At 47.5% G+C, this 22,724-nt stretch carries 21 protein-coding genes; 8 read left to right on the plus strand and 13 right to left on the minus strand.

From position 1 onward, the window contains the following. Positions 1 to 57: 57 nt before the first annotated feature. Both H7T88_RS06785 and H7T88_RS06790 read right to left on the minus strand, forming a co-directional pair. Positions 58 to 1,914: an ABC transporter ATP-binding protein gene (locus H7T88_RS06785; protein ID WP_423246121.1), complete on the minus strand. Its 1,857-nt coding sequence runs from the start codon at positions 1,912 to 1,914 to the stop codon at positions 58 to 60. Next, positions 1,907 to 3,649, minus strand: coding sequence for an ABC transporter ATP-binding protein (locus H7T88_RS06790; protein WP_221787753.1), 1,743 nt, complete (start codon positions 3,647 to 3,649; stop codon positions 1,907 to 1,909). Before H7T88_RS06790 ends, H7T88_RS06785 begins: the two co-directional genes overlap by 8 nt. A 329-nt stretch (positions 3,650 to 3,978) precedes the next feature. On the opposite strand from H7T88_RS06790, the gene H7T88_RS06795 reads away from it, so the two are divergent. Continuing rightward, the gene (locus tag H7T88_RS06795; protein ID WP_221787754.1) at positions 3,979 to 4,899 is read left to right on the plus strand and encodes an S-layer homology domain-containing protein; all 921 of its coding nucleotides are present in this window, start codon (positions 3,979 to 3,981) and stop codon (positions 4,897 to 4,899) included. A gap of 408 nt (positions 4,900 to 5,307) precedes the next feature. Here the strand turns inward: H7T88_RS06795 and H7T88_RS06800 are convergent, their stop codons facing one another. The 5 genes from H7T88_RS06800 to H7T88_RS06820 all read right to left on the minus strand — a co-directional run bounded on the left by H7T88_RS06800 (position 5,308) and on the right by H7T88_RS06820 (position 8,846). Continuing rightward, positions 5,308 to 5,472 carry a hypothetical protein gene (locus H7T88_RS06800; RefSeq protein ID WP_221787755.1) on the minus strand — a complete coding sequence of 55 codons (165 nt, stop codon included), beginning with the start codon at positions 5,470 to 5,472 and terminating at the stop codon, positions 5,308 to 5,310. Between the two features lie 47 nt (positions 5,473 to 5,519). Next, positions 5,520 to 6,098, minus strand: coding sequence for a YdeI/OmpD-associated family protein (locus tag H7T88_RS06805; RefSeq protein ID WP_221787912.1), 579 nt, complete (start codon positions 6,096 to 6,098; stop codon positions 5,520 to 5,522). Positions 6,099 to 6,223: 125 nt separating this feature from the next. After that, positions 6,224 to 6,736 (minus strand): DinB family protein, encoded by a 513-nt coding sequence (locus H7T88_RS06810; RefSeq protein ID WP_221787756.1) that lies wholly within the window; start codon positions 6,734 to 6,736, stop codon positions 6,224 to 6,226. Positions 6,737 to 6,877: 141 nt separating this feature from the next. Continuing rightward, positions 6,878 to 7,801, minus strand: a complete 924-nt coding sequence (locus tag H7T88_RS06815; RefSeq protein ID WP_221787914.1) for a helix-turn-helix transcriptional regulator — start codon at positions 7,799 to 7,801, stop codon at positions 6,878 to 6,880. Positions 7,802 to 7,928: 127 nt separating this feature from the next. Next, positions 7,929 to 8,846: an ArsR/SmtB family transcription factor gene (locus H7T88_RS06820; RefSeq protein WP_090918400.1), complete on the minus strand. Its 918-nt coding sequence runs from the start codon at positions 8,844 to 8,846 to the stop codon at positions 7,929 to 7,931. A gap of 468 nt (positions 8,847 to 9,314) precedes the next feature. Between H7T88_RS06820 and abnA the strand changes: the two genes are divergently transcribed. From abnA to H7T88_RS06855, 7 genes are all read left to right on the plus strand, one after another. Beyond that, complete coding sequence (gene abnA, locus H7T88_RS06825; RefSeq protein ID WP_221787916.1) at positions 9,315 to 10,226, plus strand: arabinan endo-1,5-alpha-L-arabinosidase AbnA; 912 nt, start codon at positions 9,315 to 9,317, stop codon at positions 10,224 to 10,226. A gap of 139 nt (positions 10,227 to 10,365) precedes the next feature. Then, positions 10,366 to 11,712 carry an ABC transporter substrate-binding protein gene (locus H7T88_RS06830; protein ID WP_090918398.1) on the plus strand — a complete coding sequence of 449 codons (1,347 nt, stop codon included), beginning with the start codon at positions 10,366 to 10,368 and terminating at the stop codon, positions 11,710 to 11,712. A 242-nt stretch (positions 11,713 to 11,954) separates the two neighbouring features. Then, positions 11,955 to 12,845: a carbohydrate ABC transporter permease gene (locus H7T88_RS06835; RefSeq protein WP_090918396.1), complete on the plus strand. Its 891-nt coding sequence runs from the start codon at positions 11,955 to 11,957 to the stop codon at positions 12,843 to 12,845. 27 nt (positions 12,846 to 12,872) lie between these two features. Beyond that, on the plus strand, positions 12,873 to 13,715 hold the full coding sequence (locus tag H7T88_RS06840; protein WP_090918394.1) for a carbohydrate ABC transporter permease: 843 nt from the start codon (positions 12,873 to 12,875) through the stop codon (positions 13,713 to 13,715). 161 nt (positions 13,716 to 13,876) lie between these two features. Continuing rightward, positions 13,877 to 15,292, plus strand: a complete 1,416-nt coding sequence (locus H7T88_RS06845; protein WP_221787918.1) for an arabinan endo-1,5-alpha-L-arabinosidase — start codon at positions 13,877 to 13,879, stop codon at positions 15,290 to 15,292. 300 nt (positions 15,293 to 15,592) lie between these two features. Next, the gene (locus tag H7T88_RS06850; RefSeq protein ID WP_221787757.1) at positions 15,593 to 16,573 is read left to right on the plus strand and encodes a glycoside hydrolase family 43 protein; all 981 of its coding nucleotides are present in this window, start codon (positions 15,593 to 15,595) and stop codon (positions 16,571 to 16,573) included. Between the two features lie 715 nt (positions 16,574 to 17,288). After that, a complete protein-coding gene (locus H7T88_RS06855) occupies positions 17,289 to 18,137 on the plus strand; it encodes an EcsC family protein (protein ID WP_090918388.1) in 849 nt (282 codons plus the stop codon). Positions 18,138 to 18,354: 217 nt separating this feature from the next. Here the strand turns inward: H7T88_RS06855 and H7T88_RS06860 are convergent, their stop codons facing one another. From H7T88_RS06860 to queC, 6 genes are all read right to left on the minus strand, one after another. Then, entirely contained in the window at positions 18,355 to 19,629 is a 1,275-nt protein-coding gene (locus H7T88_RS06860) for an MFS transporter (RefSeq protein ID WP_221787758.1), read from the minus strand. Between the two features lie 303 nt (positions 19,630 to 19,932). After that, positions 19,933 to 20,049, minus strand: coding sequence for a putative holin-like toxin (locus tag H7T88_RS06865; RefSeq protein WP_221787759.1), 117 nt, complete (start codon positions 20,047 to 20,049; stop codon positions 19,933 to 19,935). 129 nt (positions 20,050 to 20,178) lie between these two features. Further along, positions 20,179 to 20,670 carry a preQ(1) synthase gene (gene queF / locus H7T88_RS06870; protein ID WP_110897191.1) on the minus strand — a complete coding sequence of 164 codons (492 nt, stop codon included), beginning with the start codon at positions 20,668 to 20,670 and terminating at the stop codon, positions 20,179 to 20,181. A gap of 61 nt (positions 20,671 to 20,731) precedes the next feature. Further along, positions 20,732 to 21,469, minus strand: a complete 738-nt coding sequence (queE, locus tag H7T88_RS06875) for a 7-carboxy-7-deazaguanine synthase QueE (protein ID WP_221787760.1) — start codon at positions 21,467 to 21,469, stop codon at positions 20,732 to 20,734. Then, a complete protein-coding gene (gene queD, locus H7T88_RS06880; protein WP_221787761.1) occupies positions 21,462 to 21,953 on the minus strand; it encodes a 6-carboxytetrahydropterin synthase QueD in 492 nt (163 codons plus the stop codon). Before queD ends, queE begins: the two co-directional genes overlap by 8 nt. After that, entirely contained in the window at positions 21,950 to 22,642 is a 693-nt protein-coding gene (queC, locus tag H7T88_RS06885; protein ID WP_154983098.1) for a 7-cyano-7-deazaguanine synthase QueC, read from the minus strand. Before queC ends, queD begins: the two co-directional genes overlap by 4 nt. Positions 22,643 to 22,724 lie beyond the last annotated feature (82 nt).

Here is a 22,724-nt window from a genome sequence, read left to right on the forward strand (position 1 = left end):
GTAGGGCCGTATGTCCTGTTGAGAGGAATGTTGTAATTCAAACTAACGCTAAAAATATTACCCCAACTTGCTAGGTTGTTGTCCTGCCTCCCGTGCGTGCTGATACAGATCCGCATACACGCCCTGGCTCGCAACCAGCTCCTGATGTGATCCTTCCTCGACAATAGCGCCTTGTTCCATGACCAGAATTCGGTCAGCATGCATGACTGTAGACAGGCGATGTGCAATCACAATCGTGGTTCTGCCTTGGGATACGGACTCCAGTGCATGTTGTACAAGTTGTTCGGTGTGTGAATCCAGATTAGCCGTAGCTTCATCCAGAATAAGAATCCGCGGCTGGAATACAACGATTCGTGCAAACGAGATCAGCTGTCGTTCACCGGCGGATAACCCGCTTCCGCGCTCGGACAGACGGGTGTCATAGCCTTGCGGCAAACGACTTATCATCGCATCTGCCCCAACAAATCGGCATGCTTCCATCGCTTGCTCGCGTGTAATATCCTCCCTGAACATTCTCACGTTATCAATAATCGTGCCTGAGAACAGGAAAGGCTCCTGTTGAATCAGCCCAACAATCCGGTGAAGTGTTGCTTGTGGAATGTGGCGAATGTCGGTGCCATCGATTTGAATGCTGCCTTGATTGACATCGTAGAAACGATTGAGCAGGGAGATCAGTGTGCTTTTGCCCGCTCCGGTTGTACCCACAATACCGACCATCTCTCCAGGGTACAGGTGCAGATTCATATGTTGAATAATAGGGCGATCTGCCTTGTAACCGAAGGATACATCATTAAAATCAATCTGACCCATCACATGTTGCGGTTCCAGCGGCGAAGCCTGATCGGGAGACGGATCATGCACTTCAGGCCTCGTGTTCAGAATGTTCCAGATCCGATCCATCGAAACCGTGGTCGATTGAAAGGTATTCCACTGCATTGTAATCTGGTTGATCGGTTGAAAAAACTGACGAATGTAGCTGATAAACGCATACAGCACTCCGACTTGCAAAGACTCACCCAGCACGGCGCGACCACCCAGCCACACCATCATCACCAGCGCCGCGTTACCGAGGATGTCAAATGTCCGGTTAAAAATAACATTGGAACGAGCCTGTGTAATGTTTGCCTCCAGATGAAGGGCGTTCTGTTCTTGGAATCGTTTCTTCTGCTCTTCTTCTTGGTGGAACGCCTGAATCAGGAACATACCCGACAGGTTTTCCGCCGTAAACGCGATCAGACGGGAAAGGCGTGTGCGTGCATTCTGATAGGCGCTCCGCAGTCTGCGGCGGAACAGGGCAGCCACGACAGCGATGACCGGAAGTACGATGAGTGAATAACCGGCGAGCATAGGATCGAGCTGAAACATGAAAAAGATAATGAGCACCAGCATCATGCCATCCCGAATCAGACTGAGCAGTACCTGGGTGAAGAAACTGCTGATCGTTTCTGTATCACTGGATACATTGGTTACGAGACTTCCGATATGGAAGCGGTCAAAGAAGGACATGGACATTTTGGAAATATGTCTAAACAAATCCTTGCGAATGCGAGCGACGATGCTCTGTCCGACATGTTGCAACAGATTATTTTGTATATAGGTAAAAATAAAACTGATTACAGCCAGCCCCAGAAAAACGGCGGCGAGTTTAACGAGAAACAAGGTGCTGGTTTGACCCACAGCCAGATGGTCATCGATAGCGATCTTGACCAGATAAGGCTGCAACAAATCGGCGGATATGCCGAGCAGGGAGCAGAAAAATATGCCGGCAAAGGCCCAGCGATGTGGTTTGGCGTAGCCCATCATTTCTTTAAATGAAGCACGTTTACTGTGATGATCGTTGGTGGAGGCCTCCGATTGATCGGTACGTTTAGAATTATGGTTGGTGTGTTTAGGATTCGCATCCGCATCAGACATGATGTAACCCCTCCTCCTGCAAACGATAGGTCGCTGCATACAGCCCTTTGGCAGCCATCAACTCCGCATGCGTCCCTTGTTCAACAATCTGTCCTTCATCCAACACAAGGATGACATCCGCATGACGGACGGCACTGATACGGTGAGAGATGATTAAGGTGGTTTTGCCTTTGCCGATCTTACGCAGACTGCGGAGAATGCCTGTTTCGGTAACGGCATCTACGGCACTCATACTGTCATCCAAAATTAGGATCTGAGCCTGCTTGATCAATCCGCGAGCGAGACTGGTACGTTGCCGCTGTCCGCCAGACAGCGTAAGTCCACGTTCACCCAGCAGGGTATCGAAACGATCAGGGAAACGCACAATATTTTCATAGATCATCGCTTGTTTGGCGCTGTCCTCTACGTCACCCATAGGCGCTTCACGGTCGCTGAATGCAATGTTGTCCCGTATGGTGGTGCTGAATAAAAAGCCGTCCTGAGGCACATAAGCGATTTGAGACCTGAGACTGTCCAGTGACAGTTCCCGAATGTCTGTGCCATTGATGAAAATGCTGCCTTCCGGCGGTTCGTATGTACGGAGCAGCAGCTTGACCAGTGTGCTTTTGCCTGAACCTGTTTTACCGACAATGCCAACCGTACGCCCCGCATGAATCTGGAGCTGGATATGTTTTAGCGCAGGCGATGAGCTACCTGGATAATGGAACGTCAAATCGTTGATTCTAATTTCCTGCATGTTCTGCAGTGTCTCTGCCTCAGGGATCTCCTGTACATCGGGTTTTTCACTGAGAAGATCATTCACTCTTTCGAGCGAGGCTCCTGAACGTTGCATCGTATTAATCACGTTACCAATCTGCTGAAGTGGACCCATGATGATTCGCAGATACAAGGTCAGAGCGACAAAGCTACCTAGCGTAATGGAGTTTTGCATCGTCAGAATGCCGCCAACCAGCAGCGAAATTACGAGAGACGTTGCACCGAGCAAAGGAAGTGTGGCCTGAAAAAGGGAAGATAGACGAACTAACCGTAGCTGTTTATTTTTGATATCCTCCACGGTTGCGCCAAAACGTGAACGAGCGTTATCCTCGATGGCAAATGTTTTGATGACGCGAATACCGCCAAGCTGCTCCTCCGCAGATTCCGTCATTGTGGCGAGCGCCTCTTGCACATCACGGGAGCGCTTTCGAATCCGTGGGCCGAAGAACACAACCAGGAATGGAATGGCCAGCAGAGGTACAATGCTGATCAGGATCAGTGTCAGCGGAATGCCGCTAAGCAACATCATCACTACACAGGACAATAATAGAAAGGCAGCATTGGTCATCATCGTAACCCCGTTGGATATGGCTTCCCGGACGGAAGTGACATCATTCATAAAATAGCTGAGCAGCTTGCCGTTGCCCTGTTTGGAAAAATAGTGTTCGCTAAGCTCGGAAAACTTGCGGAATATCCGCTCGCGAGTTATAAATTCAAATCGCCGACCCAGTTTCATAATCATGAACTGGCCGGTACCAAACAGCAGGTTGTATGCAATTGCAATTGCAAGTAGCGACAAGCTGTAACGGATCACCGTCTGCATCTGTAGTGTGTTCTGTAGGAGTTGATCCGTAAAGTTGCCCAGAATACGGGGCAGGGAGGCCTGACCGACATTGGACGCAATAATCAAAAGAACAGCCAGGAGATAGATAGGCCAGTTGGATAACACGTAACCGCGCAGCAAACCTTTTTTGGACATAGGTGTGGGTTCTCCTTTGTTACGAAGTCAAGAAAAGGGCAGACACCTTATCGTAGCGTGTCATGCCCTCTTACTTTATGCGAACTTGTTTATTATTTATCCGTCAACCGATGAATCTTTCTATTTATATTTTCGCGCTAATATGAGTCGTTGTCAACGTACTAGTACAGCTTGAAATAGGCTACCGATACACCGCAAATCATATGCATGGTTATGAAGTTGTATTCACCAAATGCGAAAAGAACTGAAACATTTTACGAAGATGTCCCGTCTGTAGGGATGAAAAGATGAAAAACAGGTTTTACTAATCATAATGGAGGTGCCAGGAAATGAAACATAAAAAAGGATTGGCTGCAACACTTGCGCTATGCGTTTCTTTGACAGCAGGAGGTGCTTCTGTATTTGCATTTTCCGACATTAAGGATGAGGGCCAGAAGACGGTTGTGGATACTTTGAAATCGAAGGGAATTGTCAACGGAGTAACGGCAGATCTGTTCCGACCAGATGTTGCTTTGTCTGAGCCGCAGGGGATTCAGTTGATTGTCAAAGCGTTTGGATTGAAAAATGCATATGCGGAAGCTTCCGCTCAGACTAAAATTAGTCCAAATACCTGGTATGCGGATGCTGTGCAAGCAGCCACTCAGAATGGCCTGTCCGTTCCGGTAGAGGTGAATCCGCAAGGCAAGATGACGCGTGAACAATTTGTTATTTTGCTGCATGAGGGAATTAACACAACCGGTAATTATCCGGTAATCATGAAGTATAATGAAGTGAAGGATGAAAAAAAATTAAGTAAGGACGCCATATCTGCGGTCCAGAACTTGCTGAACATGAACATCATTGAACTGGACAAGGACGGAAACTTCCGCCCGGATCAGTCGCTTACTCGTATGGAGGCAGCTAGTATGATTTTCAATGCGCTTGAATTTGTGGATCAGCACGGCGGCGGTTCAACTGAACCGGCTCCAACGAATCCTGGTGAAGGTCAGCAAGCCATCGTACCTTCGGTAACGATCAGCAAAGTGGATGACAAAACAAGCAAAGTTACTTTGACGGCGGAGATGCCGCATCCAGGGTACGGGTTAAAGATTGATGAAGTGAAACTGGAGAAGGATAACCACGCCATTGTAAAATATTCAATCGTGCAGCCTGATCCGGACATGATGTATCCAATGGTAATTACGAAAGTAACGGCAGAAGCCGAAATTCCAACGGGCTACACCGCTGAAGCACAGCCTTCTGGCAAGTAAAGCATATGTAAGGTTGCTCACATTACCAGTTGCCTCCAGAAAACTAGAAAACCATCTAACTGATCGTATGCTCTATGAAAGGGTGCCAGCCAGTTGCCAGTCAAGTGATCTGATTAGCATCCAACTATGGGAAAGTTCGGTCAGATGGTTTTCGTGTGATCAGGTTAGCCAGTCATTACTGGCTGGCCTTTTTTTGCGTGGAGAGCCTGAGTGATGAGTAAGCTTGAAGCGCTAACGATCACCACAGAGCTTATTTTGGACAAAATAAGGTGTTTTAAAATCTAACGATCCTCAGAGACGCTATTTCAGCCAATTAGGCTAATTTCGCTAATTTCGCCTGAAAAAAAGCTAACAATCGGAGAATAAGGTTTCTGGTGATCGTTAGAATTCCAGTCAGGCGAAAAACAGCTAAATAGCGTTTCCTGTGATCGTTAGAAACTTAGCGACCCAGAGCCCAGCCGGTTGATTTTGGTTCAAAATAGAGCTTGAATCATACCACGCACTCTGCTGCTTGCATAACACCGGGCTAACTGCTGTTTGAATAACTTCCAACGCCTTGCTTTTGTTCGTCATTCACGCAGCATTCGACCGGCTGGCGGGCGAACCAATCCACTCATGTTTTAGTCCTGTAACAACCTCCCGTTATCATGCCACTGACCATACAGTTGATTTGCCTTCGTATGTTGGATGAACTTATCAAGTCGGCTTTGAAAGAGAGCAGGCTGCCGTTTAACGCTCTGAATCGTGTCGATACGTACCCGCTGATAGAGGAGAGGAAAAGCTACGAAATGATTATGTACTTGTCTGTCCGCAGTTAACCTCTCTTCAATCTCGGCATCCACAACAAAAGCTTCAGGATTCATGTCGGGCAGAACCTTTCTACCCGCATCTTGCATAAGACCTAGCCTTTCTAATCGGCGCACACGCTCCTTATTGAGCTCTGTCCATGAGCTTTTGCGACTACGTGGAGATAAGCGTTGTAATAACAGGCCATCGGAAGTTTTCTTTTTGACGCCATCAATCCAGCCAAAGCACAATGCTTCTTCAACAGCATCCAGATATAAAAGGGTATTCGGGAGTGGTTTCAAACTCACAGGAACCCAGCAGCAGGACTCTGTAGTTCCGTGCTCCTGTAACCAATTTCTTAACTCTTCCCTGGAGGTAAAGGTGAGTATTCGTTCAAGTGGAACAGATGGCATCATATCCAAGACCTTTCATGTTGCATTGTATCTAACACCTTCATATTACATGATATCTAAGAGTTTCATACTACATCGTATCCAAGACCTCTTATCAGGCACAATGGACTTCAAGCATTAGAGAATTACTCTGAAGTATTGGAGTTTTCGTACCAGAATCTGGAATAGTCATTCATGACAGAAGCATGGCCGAGCTGACGCAACATGGTGGATATATTCCCCCGGTGATAGGTCCCGTGATTCACCAGATGTAAGATGATTTCCGCGAAACGGGTTTGTCGTACGCCTGCAAAGGGATTGTCAAGCAGAAGCACCTGCTCCAAATCCGTCTGCTGACTGAACCAAGTCAGGTATTGATTGGATAGTTCGGCATAACGCTCGAAATATTCTTCTATGGTGGCAAACGTTTCCCCGTTACGCGGCATGCAGATTTGTAAAGCTTCAGGCATGCTGGTTCCGGTTAGCACCAGGTACCACATCTGATCCACAGCATTCATATGACTGAGCGCATGGGCGAGGGTGGGAAAGGAACTGTTCACTTCCTGATGCAGCACAGAAGCCGGCAACTCCTGAATGCGTTGCATAATGATCTGCGAAGCCCAAACATGATAATGAACCATTTCTTCTAGGTAATTCATAAAAAATCGTCTCCTTTATTTTGGCGAATGATGGGATGTTCATGGTGCCTCCCTTGTTACTGAAATGAGTATAAAAAAAGAAGTATGACAACAGCGTGTCATACTTCTTCTTTCACTTCACAAGACTCCCATTATGGGGCTTCAATGATTGAGTTTGTCGTAACGTCTCAGTGCATTTAGTAGTTGAGTCTCTAAAACATCCCTCAGTGCTAGAGGTTCCAAAACCTCTGCGCCACTTCCCAAACTCAGCAAAAAAGACCATAACCACGGGGCTTGGAGCGGTTTGTGAACCTGAACGCGCATCGTCATACTGCCGTCCTCATGAAATTGTTTGTCTGCCTGCTGAAAATGATCGAGCGCCTCCGCGAGTGCATCCGGATATACGCGAAATACCACATCTGTCATGATCTCCTGGGTGACAGGGGGAGCGGTGGATGGCTCTTCCATGGGGAGAACATGCGCTTCAAAATGACGGTTGGTCAGATGTACGTTTAACATGCGTGACAGCCGGAACTCCCGATAATCCCGCCTGCTTCGGCAATATCCATACACATACCAGCTACGGTATTTAAACTGCAATCGAACAGGTTCAATTTCTCGGCTTGTGCGCTCATTCTTGGAATTAATGTAATCAAACTGAACGACATGATGTTCCATGATTCCTGCACGAAGATGCGAAAGCGAGTCAGGCTCAGTTCGGTACGTATTCAGGTCTACAGTTAAGTTTGGTCTCTCATGTTGTTCTCCAATGGTCTGCAAACGCTCGATTGTACCCTGTGCACGCACATCGTTAAATACGGTGGAGAGGCTGGTCAGCACTGTAATCAAAGCGTCCACATCGTAGGAGCCGAGCAGGCTTTTATCCATTTTATACCCATCCATAATGCCATACCCGCCATTCATTCCCTGATGCGAAACAACCGGAAATCCGGCTGCGCAGATCACATCAATATCCCGATAGATCGTTCTGGGCGATACTTGATATTCCTCGGCAAGGGTAGAGGCAGACAACACCTCGTTATTAAGTAACTTGTATATGATCGAGACTAACCGTTCCAGTTTCAATAGAACCCCACCCGTCATCACTTCTTGTTCAATACAGGTCATAAGTATATCACTAAAAAAAGAGTGCAGATTCGCACTCTTCTAAAATTAGGAGCATCTTCAACCAAACTTTCCAGCCAGATCCTGTCTAGTCCTCCTGCACGTTGTAAAGCACCCGTGCGAGCAGACCTTGGCCGTAATTACCGAAGTTTTTGCCGAAAATCGTCAGGCCGCGTTTGTTGACTGGGCCGTCTGTGACAGCGATGCGGAAGTGAATATCACTTTTGTAATCGAGCCCGATATCATCCAGGGTAACGTCCGAGATTTTGCATCCGTCGATATAACTGCCTTCCTTCGTAATGCGAATCAGCTTCAGCATACCGTATTGATTCAGGTGAGGAGGCCACCAGTCCGGATTAAACGTACCGCGTGTATCGCCGAAATCTCCTGGACTCGTCCAGAGTCCGATCTTTTTGCCATTGATGTAGAAGTAAATATCTGACGGGTAGTTGTCACAGAATCCAGGGGCTTCTGAACCGAGCTCCATGGAGAGTTGAATCTCGCTAAACGTCTGGTTGGGCTTCAGGTAATTGGGAATTCGGTATTCCAGATATCCTTCCGCTAGCCAAATCATCTCGGCATCGATCCGAAGCGGGTCGGCAAAGTAACGGGGGTCATCAAACTCCCCGATAATGCTGTCTTTCGTAGCAATGCCGCATGTGGGTGCTGCCTGATAATCACTGTAATGCCCAACCTGTATTTCTACCTCGTACCGGTTGTGGATTTCCTGTGAACGCAGGTCAACCATCAACTTTTCCTCGTTAAGATAACAGATCTTCTGAATGCCGTGTTTGCCGACCGCTGTGTTAATCTCGATTAATCCGCTTTCCTCCAGCTTTTTGATATGCATTGTGATCGCGCCGTTACTAAGTCCAAGCTTGGTTGCGAGGTCATTGAGATTAAGACTTTGGTTTCTGGCCAGCAACTCAATAATCTGAATGCGAATTTCGGAGCTGAGTGCTTTGAAAATGTTCACACCTGACATCAGATCTTTAATATAAATCATAGGTGGATGTCCTTTCCCCGTTCTGAACAAAGCCTATTTACACAGACTCTTGCACATTTGACTGTTTTATTTCAGATAATTATAAATCATTACATGCTCGAAAGAAAGAGCGGAGAAAAGTGAGATATACCTTATATAAACAATGAAATTTTTAAAGCCTATATGAGATTTTATCCCCACATACTTAAAATAAAAACTTAAATTAATTCATGTATATTTGAAATATACCATTGAATTGTAATGTAACCGCTTTTATAATCCTATTATACTTAAATTGATTTAATACTTCATGAACCAAAGCAACCATTTAATCAGGAGAGGCGGCGTTCCGGTATGGAAAAGTTCAGTTCATGGAAGAAGTTGAGGAGTTTAGAGTGGAAGAAGTTGAAGAGGATGGAGTGGAAGACAGGCTTGAACAGCTCGAAGTTCTCCTCCAAAAGGCGTTGGTTTTTACCTGCATTGTTGGTGATGGTGTTAGTGCTTGCAGGACAGTCTCGGGCTTTAGCCGCGTTTTGGAATCTATCGGGAGACATTGCCGTTCATGATCCGACGATCATCAAAGAGGGCAATTCCTGGTACACCTTTTCCACGGGTCCGGGTATTCAGGTGCTGAAATCCGATAACGGAACGTCGTGGTATCGTGTGCCGCAGATTTTTCTAAGTGAACCGTCCTGGTGGAATTCGGCTGTCCCTGCACAGAAAGACCTGGATGTATGGGCACCCGACGTACAACGGTATAACGGCAAGGTTTGGCTCTATTATTCCATCTCGACCTTTGGTTCCAACAGGTCTGCGATTGGGTTAGCGTCCGCAAACAGCGTTGGCGCGGGGCAATGGAAAGATGAAGGGCTTGTACTGCAATCCAATACATCGAATAACTACAACGCTATTGATCCGGAACTGGTTATTGATGCTTCGGGTAATCCATGGCTGGCCTTTGGTTCGTTCTGGAGCGGTCTGAAAATTGTAAAACTGGACAAAAACACGATGAAACCGACAGGTAACATCTCCTCGATTGCAGCACGTCCGAATAACGGGGGCGCAATTGAAGCGCCAAGTATCACGTATCGCAACGGATATTATTATTTGTTTGCTTCGATCGACTCTTGCTGTAAAGGTGTGAACAGTACTTACAAAATGGTCTACGGTCGATCCACCAGCATCACAGGTCCTTACGTCGACAAAAACGGAGTAAATATGATGAACGGTGGTGGCACGATTTTGGACTCAGGTAATGTGAGATGGAAAGGCCCGGGTGGGCAGGACGTGGTCAACGGCAATCTAATCGTACGGCATGCTTATGATGCAACGGATAATGGCAATCCGAAATTGCTGATTAACGATTTGTTATGGGACGGGAATGGCTGGCCGACGTATTAGTATGATTTTTATTTTATAAAAACATAAAATGTTTTAATAAAGTATTGACTAAAAGGATCTGGATTTGATAAATTTAACAACAGAAATGTTGATTCATGGTATTGAATACGTTTACAAGTCCAGATCAGGAGGGGTTCATATGGTCAAGAGAAAGAGTTGGGTCACGTTTATGTTGCTAATGCTGGTCAGTGCACTGGTGCTTGCAGGTTGTGGAGGGGGAAGCGGAAGTTCGAGCGGAGATAAAGAACTGACGTTTATGTTCCGCGGCGGCACGGATGAGCAGAAGGCGTATCAGGCTGTCGTGAAGAAGTTTGAAGAAGAACATCCAGGCGTCAAAGTTAAAATCATCGTTACCGCAGCGGACCAATATGCGACAAAGCTTCGCGCGGCGATTACAGGCAATAGCTTGCCAGACGTATTTTATTTCACACCGGGTGATATGAAGGCCTATGTGAACAGCAATGTGCTCATGAATCTGACACCGTATATCGAGAAAAACAAAGATATCAATCTGGATAATATCTGGAAGTATGGCGTTGACTTGTATCGTTATGATGGCAAGATGGCAGGGCAAGGTGATCTCTACGGTATGCCTAAGGATGTCGGGCCATTTGCACTGGGTTATAACAAGACCCTTTTTGAAAAAGAAGGCATTCCGCTCCCTGACAAGGACAAGCCTTATACGTGGGAAGAGTTTATCAAGGTAAATCAGCAAGCAACGAAAGATACGAACGGAGACGGTAAACCGGACGTATTCGGTACAGGATTTAACGTACAGTGGGCACTGCAATCTTTTGTATGGAGCAACGGGGCTGACTGGCTGGATGAGAGCAAAACGAAAGTCACGATTGATGATCCAAAATTTGCCGAAGCGCTACAATTCTTCGCGGATATGCAGAACAAGTACAAGATCACTCCCTCCATTGAGGAAGCACAAACGCTTGATACGTATCAACGCTGGATGAAGGGTGAGATGGCGTTCTTCCCTGTAGGTCCGTGGGATATGAGTACATTTGAAAAGCTTCCATTCGATTATGATCTGTTGCCTTTCCCGGCAGGATCAACAGGCAAATCAGCGACATGGATCGGCTCCCTCGGAATCGGTGTATCTGCCAAAACCAAACATCCGGAAGAAGCTGCTGCATTGGTAAACTACCTTACTGCGTCGAAAGATGGCATGAAACAACTGGTAGACGCGAAGGTGCAAATTCCGAACTTGCTTGATATGGCTGATGAGTGGGCGAAGGATACTTCGACCAAACCGGAAAATAAACAAGAATTCATCGATATCGTAAAAGACTACGGACGAGCGTTGCCAGGTAACTACACGTACAACGCGGAGTGGTACGACATGTTCTTCACCGACATTCAGCCGGTACTCGATGGCAAGATGACCGCCGCTGACTATGTGAAGCAACAACAACCGAAGATGCAGAAATTGCTGGATAAAGCGGTGGAGCAGGAGAAGAAATCACAGAATAAATAGATAGACAAGGGATGCCAGCAGCCTGAACCGATGCTGCTGGCATCATTTGCTCTTTAGAAGATACAGATTGAACTATTTTTTACATGTTGTACGGAGTGAACGATATAAACGTTTAGTTTAATTTTATCGCCAGATTCCATACGAGCATGTGGCATGTATTGACCGGAACAGAGCAGAAGCCAGGATTCAAAAAGGCCAATCGATGTATGCCACATGCTGATCTTAGAAACAGGGGTGAACACGTGAATACGAAATCGAGTTTGTATCGCAAAGAGATGATGTATGGATACTTGTTTATTTTGCCCCCCGTTTTGGGGCTTGTGATCTTTGTATTGTTTCCGTTCCTCTACTCCCTCTATGGCTCGTTTACCGATTGGGACGGCCTGGGGCAGATGAATTTTATCGGGCTTGCCAATTTCAAAGATTTGTTGACCGATGATCTTTTTTACAAGGCCATGTTTAATACGTTTTACCTGATGCTCGGTATTCCGATTGGTCTGTTGTTGGCACTATTACTGGCAATGGGGCTGAATCGTAAAATTCCAGGTACAACTACATTTCGTGTGATCTATTACATACCGGTTATTTCTTCCTTGGCGGCGGTATCCATCATGTGGAACTGGGCGTACAACGGAGACTATGGTCTGGTGAACCAGTTCCTCGATCTGTTTGGTATCAAAGGCCCGAACTGGCTGGCTAACAAAGATACGGTGAAACCCGCTCTGATCATCATGACCGTCTGGAAAGGTCTCGGATATACGATGTTGTTATATTTGGCGGCACTGCAAAGTGTATCCCGTACCTATTACGAAGCCGCCGAGCTGGACGGAGCGAATGGATTTCAGATTTTCCGCAATATCACCTGGCCGATGGTGAAACCCGTAACTTTTTTCCTCGTGGTGACAAATATCATCGGTGGTTCTCAAATTTTTACCGAGATGAATATCATGACACCGACAGGTGGGCCGGAATATGCATCCGCTTCAATCGTCTTTTATATCTGGCAGAAGGCCTTTAGCAACCTGCAGATGGGTTACGCTTCTGCGATGGCCATGATTCTGGGTATCTTCATCTTTGTGATTACGCTTATACAATTCAAACTTAACGAAAGATCAGCCTACGACGGGGATTAATGGGCGAGGAGAGGAGTGGAACGGAAGATGTCTTATAGTCAAAGAAGGAAAGTAACCAATTCTATTATATTTATCGTTCTGTCCATCGGTGCGATTGCGATGATTGCGCCTTTGCTCTGGATGCTGTCCACCTCGCTCAAGGAGAAACAGGATGTATTCGCGCTTCCGCCGGTCTGGATTCCGGAAGTGTTTCGATTCGATAAATATAAAGAGATCTGGGAAGCAGGACCGCTGCTCAGCGGGATTAAAAACAGTCTCATTGTAGCTCTTAGTGTGACGGTAGTTGGGACATTTACGTCGAGTCTTGCGGCATTTGCTTTTGCCAAGTTAAGATTTCCACATAAGAACAAACTATTTCTCGCCTTGCTGGCTTCGATGATGATTCCGTATCCAACGGTCATGATCCCGCAATTTATCATGTTCTCCAAGCTGGGCTGGGTGGACACCTTGCTGCCGCTGATTGTACCGGGACTATTCGGGAATGTGATTATGATTTTTTTCCTGCGGCAGTATCTGCTCAGTGTGCCAGATGCAATTATTGAAGCGGCGAAGATCGACGGAAGTTCCTACTTCCGGTTGTATTCGAGCATCACGTTTCCGCTGATCAAACCTGCGGTGGCTGCACAGCTGATTCTCTGGTTTATGGGGATCTGGAACGATTATCTGGCACCGATTATTTATCTGAATTCACCTGAAAAACAAACCTTGCAACTTGTCATTGCGAACTTTAACGCGACCTATGCGATTCAAACGGATTATCCGCTCATTATGGCGGCGTCGATTGTGGCATTGCTTCCGGTTCTGATCATCTTCCTGATCTTCCAGAAGCAGATTATCGAGTCGGTTGCGATTTCAGGGGTCAAAGGGTGATGGGAATGAAAAGTTGGAGAGTAAGGAAAGAACCGGAAGAACGAGAAGAGTTGAATGAAATGAAAGAACAAAAAGAATGCAAGGGGCAAAAAAAGCGGAAAGATGATAAATATTGGACAGGACTTAAGGAGTGGCATAGGGCGAGGAAAGGAGTTGCGATGTTGATGTTACTGATGCTTCTAGGTACGGTAGGCTGTGCAGATGGCGGCGACACGGCGAAACCTCCGGTTTTTCCGGAAGCTCCGCAGGAACCAAGAATGTATGATCTTTCGATTTTGGATGATGAATCCAAGTGGACGGTTAACAATGCACATGATCCTGCGATTATCAAAACGGATCAAGGCTACTATGTCTATTCCACAGACGTTCGAGTAGCAGGGGAACCGAAACCAGGCGTAATGGTGCGAAAATCCGATGATTTGATCAACTGGAAATGGGTGGGGCAGGCTTTGCCGGGTATCCCGAAGGAAGCACTCGATTGGACAGGAGCGACGAACCTGTGGGCACCGGATATTATTAAAGCCGGGGATACGTACCGCTTGTATTATTCGGCTTCGAGCTTTGGTAGTACACAGTCAGCGATCGGATTGCAAACCTCCAAGTCTCCCGAGGGACCGTGGAAGGATGAAGGACTGGTTGTGAAGACGGCTGGTCAGGAAAAGGACGGCCTGAATGCCATTGATGCCAATCCGGTGCTTGATGCCTTAGGCAACCCGTGGATGGTATATGGTTCATTTTTCGATGGGATCTATATTGCACCGCTTGACCCGGACACGGGCAAGTTCAAGGAAGAGGGGTATGGTACACGCATCGCAGCAAGGGATCGTGCAACCGAAGAGGGCGCAGTCGAGGGGCCATACATTGTGTATAATCCAGAGTTTCAAAAATATTACCTGTTCGTGTCTTATGATTCTCTGTTCGAAGACTATAACGTGCGGGTAGCTCGTGCCGACTCCATCACAGGGCCTTATACGGATATGAACGGCAATAAAATGTTGGATACGGAGCATCTGCCACAGTATGAGATTGGCACCAAAATTTTGGGCGGATACCGCTTCACCGAAGGTGAAGGCTGGGTTGCTCCTGGGCATAATTCCGTGCTGAAGGATGGCGACGATTATTACATCGTGCATCATGCGCGGGGCGAGACGGATAAAAACTGGCCGTATCTGCATGTGCGTAAAATGCTGTGGACGAAGGATGGCTGGCCTGTCGTGTCGCCTGAACGTTATGCCGGAGAGACCGCACAAGACATGCCGAAATCGATGATTGCCGGAACGTGGGAAGGCATGGCGCTTGATCCGTCTGTGAACGGGCAGGTGCAGGCTGTGCCATATACGCTGACGAGTAAAGGCAAAATTGAAAGCGAGAACGGTTCGGGAACCTGGACGTTTGATGGCAAACAAACGTTAACGCTGACGTGGAAGGAAAGCCCGTGGGGCGGTGCTTCCACGGAAGAGCTAAAGCTGCTCCCATCCTGGGATTGGGAGCGAAGCCAGCCTGCGCTGGTGGTAACTGGTCTGAACGACCGCGGCATCGCGGTCTGGGGCAAACAAATCAGCGCAGCTGAGAAGTAGACCGCTGACCCCGTAGGGTGGTTCAGCGAGGTGTGCCGGCGAGCGAATGGATCGCGAGCGTTCCACGCGTGGGCACCAGCAGTGAGAGGGAGGAAGGAGCCGCGCGTGCGAGTTTGCCATCCGATTTCCACCGCCAAGAGCGGTGAATGGAAAGAAATCGGAGGTCAAGGAGAGCACCAAGGACCTACCGCCCGCGAACGCTCGCTGTGCCCTCAAACCCTGCTCTCCATATTTTTGCAAGCACACTGAGCACATCATAGATTCAAGCCATACACACACATATGAAAGGGGTTCATTCCCATGACCAATTCCATTACACTTACCAATCCCATGCTGGAGCAGCGTGCTGACCCTTGGGTGTACCGTCATACAGACGGGTACTATTATTTTTCTGCTTCCGTACCAGCCTTTGACCGAATTGAAATTCGGCGTGCAACGACACTGGAGAGCTTGAGAGATGCCGAACCCGTAACCGCTTGGACGAAGCGTGAGACTGGGCCAATGAGTGCAAACATCTGGGCACCAGAGATTCATTTTATTGATGGCAAATGGTACATATACTATGCGGCCGCACATACAAGTGAAACCAACGAAGGTTTGTTTGATCACCGCATGTATGTACTTGAGAACGATTCCGCTAATCCGCTTGAAGGAACGTGGGAGGAGAAAGGGCAAATTCGAACCAAATGGGAGAGTTTTGCGCTAGATGCCACGACCTTTGAACACAGAGGCATTCGTTATCTGGTCTGGGCCCAGAAAGATCCGAGCATTGACGGCAATTCAAACCTCTATATTTGTGAAATGGAAAATCCTTGGACGTTGCGCGGAGAACAGGTCATGATCACGACACCTGAATATGATTGGGAGATCATCGGCTTTAAAGTAAACGAAGGTGCAGCCGTGCTGCATCGGAATGGTCGTCTGTTTATCAGCTACTCAGCCAGTGCAACCAATCATCACTACTGCATGGGGCTACTTACGGCCGATGAAGATGCTGATCTGCTTGATCCGGCAAGCTGGGAGAAATCACCGAAACCGGTATTCCAGACTTGTGAAGAGAATGGACAATATGGTCCGGGACATAACAGCTTTACTGTTTCACCAGATGGCAAAACCGACATTCTGATCTATCATGCGCGCAACTACAAAGAGATTGAGGGAGATCCGCTGTACGATCCGAACCGTCACGCCCGCGCTCAGGTCATTCATTGGAATGAAGATGGAACGCCGAACTTTGGTATTCCGGTTCCCGATGGGCAAAGTGCGGCAGAGGTGAAGTAGTATTTTTTTGGATAAAGTATAAGAGATAAGAGTCTTTGGTGAGCAGATCATGCTGACAAAAGGCTCTTTTTGATATGTATGATCTAGGACAAAGTTATCTAAACAGTGTGAGTTAGAAGTCTGGATTAAGAAAGTTTAGATCGTGAAAGCAACCGAAGAGAGGCAGAAGCGTATACCATTACATCGAAAAAAATGAATTAACAAAATATAAACGGAATTGCTTATTACTTTTTGTTTTAAAGCCTTGGACGTGGTGTGCAGATTTCTAACGATCACAGGAGACGCTATTTAGCCGTTTTTCGACTGATTGAAATTCTAACGATCTCAGGAGAGCTTATTTGGTAGATTTGATGTGAAAAAGGGCATTTACCTTGCGTTTTCAGCGAAATAAGGTTTGTGGTGATCGTTAGAATTGGAGAAAGCTCGATATTGATCAAATAAGCTCATCTGAGATCGTTAGACTAAATAGAGTGTGTGCGAAACGCTTAAAACCCAAAACCCAAAACCCAAAACCCAAAACCCAAAACCCAAAACCCAAAACCCAAAACCCAAAACCCAAAACCCAAAACCCAAAACCAAGACCAAAGCCAAAGCCCCTCAGTTTAACCTGTTTCCTACATATTCTCGGTGTTTTGTTATGATGTGTTAAGCTGAGAATGAGCTGTGTCATATTCAGAATTTTGGGAGTACACTACAACCCTAAGGAGGATTACATATGGAATCACGCGAGATATTAGACGGGGAGCTTGAGCAGATTTTAAAGTGGGAGAAGGAACAGAAGGACTTGTTCATATGGGACAAGATTGGGCGGCTGCCATTTGCAATGCTGGATAAAGTGATGCCGAAGGCGATCAAACAGAAGATTGGCGACTCCCTGAACGAAGTGGGCCAATATTTGCAAACGGGTGGTAAGTTTCTTGTTCAGAAAAAGAAAGTGGCCAAGCTTCTGCAAGAAGAAGCCGAGCGTTCGGGTTACCCTATGACATCTGATGACATCTACCGATTAGAGCAGGATACGAACACAGAGAACACGGCCAAAATTCATAGTGTGGAAAAAATACCACTTGAGGTGTTGGACCGTGTGGCGGATAATATCACCGAAAGTCGAAGCAAATTTGCTGCGGCACAAGGAGCTGCGACAGGATTTGGAGGCATCGTCACCATTGCTGCGGACATTCCGCTCGTGATGGGACTTTCACTGAAAGTATTGCAAGAGATGGCGCTATGTTACGGGTATAATCCCGATGATCCACTGGAGCGTGTCTTCATCGTGAAATGTCTGCAATTCTCTTCCGCCGATATTGTAGGCAAGAAAGCCATCATTGAAGAGCTCGCCGACTATGACAATCCGGAGAAACAAGTTGAAGTGATCTCTCAAATGCAGGGATGGCGTGAAGTGTTCAACTCATACAGTGAGTCTTTTGGCTGGAAAAAGCTGTTCCAGTTGGTGCCTATTGCAGGCATGATCTTTGGTTCGGTCAGCAATAAAAATACCATTCAGGACGTCGCTGAAGCAGGCAAAATGCTGTACAAAAAAAGGCTGATTCTGAAGCGTTTGAAATAGATAAATCCGCCTAAGGCAGTTGGTTATAGGTTAATATTACTCTAGATGACTAGGGAAGCGTGTTCTAAGATAGGACTATATGATGAAAAAAAGGCTCCTGCCGATCTGCGTAAATTCAGATACGGGCGGAAGCCTTTTTGTACGTGTTTTATAAGTATACTGGAAGCAGATTTTTTAAAATCTAACGATCTCCAGAGCAGGATATAGCCAAAAGAACTTACTCCTCGCTCCCGTTTTCTTTTGCCCAGCGATGAAGCAACTTGTCAGATGGTAGCAGGAACGTAAAGATACCGATCAGTGGCAAGAAGCTGCATATCTGCATGACGGGTGAAACGCCGAAGGTGTCGATCCAGTTGCCGAGCACGAGTGCCCCAAGGCCTCCCATACCAAAGGCAAGACCAGTAATCAGACCAGAAACCGTTCCGATTTTGCCCGGAATGAGCATTTGAGCGTATACCACAGTAACGGAGAAGCTGGATAACATGATAAAGCCAATAATCGTCAGCAATACGCCAGTCCAGAACAAGTTGGCATAAGGTAACAGCAACGCCAGCGGTGCGGCCCCGGCCATGGAGAGAAAGATCATGTTACGTTTGCCGAATCGGTCTGCGAGCGGGCCACCAAAGAATGTGCCTAGTGCACCGGCAGCCAGGAAGAGGAAAATATAAATTTGCGCATCTTCCGTGGATAAACCAAACGTATCCTTCAGATTAAAGGCATAAAAGCTTCCGATTGAAGCCACGTACCACGAACGGACAAATACGAGCAGAATCAGAATCGTAATTGCGGCAGCAATTTTTTGACGTAACGCTGGATTGGGAGCGCGACGAGCCGCCGCTTGTTTACGCAGATATGCGCCGGATTGCAACATCTGCCCATACCAACGTGCGACATAGAGCTGTACAGCAATGCCCATCGCGGCAATGCCCGTAAAGCCGATGGCACCAAACAACCCAAACGGGATGAAAATCCAGCGTGTCAGGAGCGGTGCAAGGGATTGTCCAGCATTACCGCCCACTTGAAAAATAGACTGTGCCAGTCCACGGCGCTGGCCCGCAGCCATATGGGATACCCGGGAGCCTTCCGGATGAAAAGCAGCGGAGCCGAGCCCGACAAAAATGACAGAGATGAGCACCATCATATAACTGTCGGCAAAAGCGAGCAACAACATGCCCGTGAACGTGAAACCCATGCCTATGGGCAGGATCGACGGAGTAGGTTTTTTATCAGCAAACCAGCCGACAACAGGCTGCATAATCGATGCGGTAAAATTGATCGCAAAAGCGATCCAGCCGATCTGAGTGTACGTTAGATGCATGGAGTCTTTTAAGATAGGAAATATTGCCGGAATGACAGACTGAATGGAATCGTTGAACAGATGCACCAGACTGATGGCAATTAGTATCCGGTATACGGTGCCTTGGGCATCCAATCCGGGTGGGGCTTTAGAACGCGCTGCGGCGTCCTTGGCTAATGTGGTTTGTGTAGACATGTCCAGTTCTCCTTTGGTCGCGGTCACAAGGGATCAGCGCCTATGTTAGATTCTATGCAATTAAGCATATTGTTACATAATAGGATAGATCGGATCGACCGACAAGGGGAACAGAGGGGGAAATGAAAACAACTTTTGTACATGTGGAGTTTTGGGAAATGTTGTGATAAACTGTAGGCAACAAGGATAAAATAAAAAAGAGTAAGGATGCGTCAACATCCTCACTCTTTTACAACAGCCGCTTTCAAGGGCGGTGGCTGTGGACAGGTAATCGAAATAGGCTGCTACCTTACCGAGGGCGGCCTATTTCTTTTTGTTTTGATTATTCAATGCAATGACGATGGTTACAATCAGTCCAATCAAGGTTACTGTAAACCCCGCAAAACTGATCATCAACGTCAGTACATCTTTTATCTCCACAGGCATCACCTCCTTACTCAGGAGACTAGCCGACCGCCCATTCAAGCCATTCTGTTGTTGTAACAAATTATACCATATAATCCAAATCGCGGACATCTACTTAAAGCAAGCAGTATCTACAGACTCAAATTAACGATTATCAATTGTCTCCGGGTTCATATCGTGGTTCATCATACGGTGCTCGGCCATTTGCTCATATTTGGTTCCCGGTTTGCCATAGTTGGTGTACGGATCAATAGAGATGCCGCCGCGCGGGGTGAATTTGCCCCAGACTTCAATGAAGCGTGGGTCCATCAGTTTGATCAGGTCGTTCATGATGATGTTCACACAGTCCTCGTGGAAATCACCATGGTTGCGGAAGCTAAACAGGTATAGTTTTAGCGATTTGCTCTCAACCATTTTGATATCGGGAATATAGCTGATGTAGATCGTAGCAAAGTCAGGTTGACCCGTAATCGGGCACAGACTAGTGAACTCCGGGCAGTTGAATTTTACAAAATAATCACGGTACGGATGCTTGTTATCAAAGCTCTCCAGAATACCAGGATCATACTCAAATGTATATTTCACATTCTGGTTGCCCAGCAATGTTACATCTTGCATCTCGTCAGGTTGTCTCATTCCAATAAACTCCTCGTATTCAATTGAAGCCGTAGGCCTCTTATTTATATCTCGTATATAGTTAAACCCCGCGTTTATTACCCCATACCAGCGTATGAAGCTGCGGAAGCACGCGCACGTTGTTCAGATCGTCCGAGGCACTTACCTGATCAATCAGCCGCTCGTAACGCTCCAGCAGGGAAGCCGCCAGATCCGGCGTATCCGCCGAAGAAACATCCGGGTTCCCCGTTTGTAAAAATAAAGCCGTGCCCGGATATCGTGCATGCACACTGCGGGCATAGTTCAGGTCTGTCTGATCGAAGATCACGATCTTCAGACTATGGTTTCGATCCGCCGGGCCAGCAGCCAGACGGCTGATCACATCGTCCAGTACAGCCCAGTCAGTGTCCATGCCTGAGCTGGGTGGCTTGGGCGAGACCGTGACTTCGTCAACGTCTGCCAGCCATGACTGCCAGCGCGAGCCCTGCGTCTCAACCGCTGTGCGGACGCCGTTCTCCCGCAGCAGAGCAACCAGCCCGCCCAGCGAAGCCAGCAGGGCGGGGTTACCGCCGGAGAGGGTCACATGGGAGAAACGCGTGCCGCCCAGGCGGCGCAGTTCATCCCATACCGCCTCCGGCGTCAGCATGCGAATCTGGTCCTTGCCGCTGCCGTCCCAGGTAAAGGCCGAGTCGCACCAGGAGCAGCGATAATCGCAGCCCGCGGTGCGCACAAACATCGTTTTTTGCCCGATGACCATGCCTTCGCCTTGAACCGTCGGACCAAAAACCTCCATGACGGGGATGCGTGCTTCCTTACTCATCGATCATCCACTCCCGTCTTGCTTCAGCATAACTGGTCGGAGTCTCGAAGAGTCGCACGAATTCCGTGCGTGCGCCGTCTGTAAGTCCGGCATAAGGCTCCGTTTGTAGAGCATGTTCCATCTGCTCGAACAACCAGACCACCATATTTTCAGCCGTCGTATTCATCAGAGGCAATGTTTCATTCAAATATTGATGATCCAGATAACCTTCAATCCGGCTTTTCCAGATGTCCTTAATATGTCCAAAATCAACCGTTAGCCCGGTTTCACCCGGATAACCGCTGATGCCAAAAACCACTTTGTACGTATGCCCGTGCAGATTTTTGCACTTGCCTTCATAACAGTGCAGATGATGCGCCGCATCAAAAGTGAATTCTTTGCTGACCATCACACGTTTGCGGTGATATCTCAGCTGTGTGGGCAGAATATCCTGGTCAATCCGCTGCAACCGCTCAACGATACGAAACGTTCCAGGCTCTCTCATCGCGCGTCCACTCCAGTGGAAGGAGTAGCTGTAAGAGCAATGGCACGTTCCTCTACATAACGATCGAGTCCCGCTTTGCGTAGTTTGCAAGCGGGGCATTCGCCGCACCCGTCACCGATGACACCGTTATAACAAGTCAGCGTACGTTCACGTACATAATCGAAAGCGCCCAGTTCATCGGCCATTTTCCACGTTGCTGCTTTGTCCAGCCACATCAACGGCGTATGAATGACAAATGGGTAGTCCATCGACAGATTAAGAGTTACATTCATCGACTTTACAAACGAATCCCGGCAATCGGGATACCCGCTAAAGTCAGTCTCGCAGACACCTGTGACCAAGTGGCGAGCACCTTTTTGTTTTGCCATAATGGCCGCGAAGCTGAGGAAGAGCAAGTTCCGTCCATCCACAAATGTGCTGGGCAACTCCCCTTCTTCGTGGGTGATTTCTACATCATCTCGTGTGAGCGCATTCGGTGCGAGCTGGTTCAGCAAGCTCATATCCAGAACCGTTTGCTGCACTCCCAAATCCTTGGCAATCGCTGCTGCACATTCAATCTCCAGCTTATGACGTTGCCCGTAATCAAACGTAACCACTTCAACCTCGGCAAATTGTTGTTTTGCCCAGAACAGACACGTTGTGCTGTCCTGGCCGCCGCTGAATACAACGACCGCTTTTTCTTTGTTCAACATAAAAAAACCTCTCCATCTTCTTGAGATCACTCCAGCATAGTAGCAAGGAATGTCGGAAGAACAGAGAAGTTCATGAACT

It is taken from the genome of Paenibacillus cucumis (ex Kampfer et al. 2016) (assembly GCF_019748695.1).
Lineage (GTDB): Bacteria > Bacillota > Bacilli > Paenibacillales > Paenibacillaceae > Paenibacillus > Paenibacillus polysaccharolyticus.